The organism is Aeromonas sp. HMWF017 (assembly GCF_003061465.1).
Lineage (GTDB): Bacteria > Pseudomonadota > Gammaproteobacteria > Enterobacterales > Aeromonadaceae > Aeromonas > Aeromonas veronii.
On sequence record NZ_QAJD01000137.1, the window covers coordinates 1 to 1644 of the forward strand.

Sequence of the window (1644 nt, forward strand, 5' to 3'; positions counted from 1 at the left end):
ATGGGATCGAGCGCTTCTGTGGCCAGCGGCAACTCCAGCTCCGCCAGCCAGCAGAGCAGCTCGCGGGCACGGTGCAGCCCCAGCTCCACATCGAAGGTGCCATCCAGATTGGGGTCGTTGATAAAGCCTTTCCAGCCTACCGTGGTGCGCGGCTTCTCAAAGTAGACCCGCATGACAATGTAGAGAGAGTCCTGATAGGCATCATGCAGCGCTTTGAGTCTGGTTGCGTACTCTTTGGCGGCGTCCATGTCGTGGATGGAGCAGGGACCACAGATCACCAGCAGCCGGTGATCGCGACGGTGGATGATGTCGGCGATGGTATTGCGGGCCCCTTGCACGAATGCCAGCGCCTTATCGGAGATCGGTAACTTCTCCTTGAGCTGGGCAGGCGTGATCATCACTTGTTCGGACTGGATATGGATGTTGTTCAGGGGGTCTCTTTGCATGATTTCATTCTCTCTACTGTATTAAGCTAAAAGCGATTGTACCGATATGTTTACACTGGTACCTGCTTTGTTACGCAACCGCCCTCACCTTACCAAGTAAAAACAAACAATCAAGTGAAACTAGTGGGTTTGCCGCTAAAAAGTCAGATAAAGGAGCTGCTATATAGCGCTAACAGGAATAATACAGAGGGTTTTTCGGAGGGTTAATGGTTGTTTTGTAATTTAATGTTTACGGTTTGAGGCGTAACGGCTGCATTGTCCAGCTGTTTATCCACAGTAAATGGTATCTCTGGGAGACTGCAACGCGATGGCAATGATGGTGTGAGGTGGCTATCTGGTCAGCCATAGAAAGAGGGAGCCATCATGGCTCCCTTTGCGGTAGGAAGGGGGATCCCGTCTGGCTGCGGATCAGCGCTTTTGTTTTCCCTGCAGCTCTTTGTTAAGGCGAGTGAGCATCCCCTGGGTGACCAGCACTATGCCCTGCTCGGAGCGGTGGAAGCGACGTGCATCTTCATCGGCGTTTTCACCGATCACCGTGCCTTCCGGCAGTTTGCACCCCTTGTCGATCACCACCCGGCGCAGTCGGCAACCGTCACCAATATCCACACCCGGGAAGATAACGGCCTGATCCAGGGTACAGAAGGAGTCGACCCGCACATTGGTAAAGAGCACCGAACTCAGGATGAAAGAACCACTGACGATGGTGCCCCCGGCAAACATGGAGTTGATGGTCATGCCGTGCTGGCCGTTTCGGTCCTGCACGAACTTGGCGGGAGGAGTCATGTTCTGACTGGTCCAGATGGGCCAGTCCTGATCGTAGATATCCAGCTCCGGCGTGACGGAGGCGAGATCCATGTTGGCTTCCCAGAAGGAGTCCACGGTGCCCACATCGCGCCAGTAGGGGCGGCGATCCGGACAGCAGCCGACACAGGACATGCCAAACGGGTGAGCGAATGCGGTGCCCTCTTTCACCACGCGGGGGATCACGTCCATGCCGAAATCGTGATGGGACTGCTCGTTGGCAATGTCCTCTTCCAGCAGCTGATAGAGATACTCCGCATCGAAGATATAGACGCCCATGGAGGCCAGCGCGGTGTCGTCCTTGCCCGGCATGGCGGGCGGGTTAGCAGGCTTTTCGACGAAGGCATTGATCTTGCGATCATCATCCACCGCCATTACCCCGAAGGCGCTTGCTTCA

General features: G+C 55.4%; 2 protein-coding genes. Both read right to left on the reverse strand.

Features of this window, described 5'->3' with window-relative positions:
- A partial coding sequence (locus DBR30_RS14020) for a 3-deoxy-7-phosphoheptulonate synthase (protein ID WP_108588394.1) occupies nt 1-446 on the reverse strand: 446 nt, incomplete at its 3' end.
- A gap of 408 nt (nt 447-854) precedes the next feature.
- Nucleotides 855-1644 (reverse strand): sugar phosphate nucleotidyltransferase (locus DBR30_RS14025; protein ID WP_258224433.1); only part of this gene is annotated, 790 nt, incomplete at its 5' end.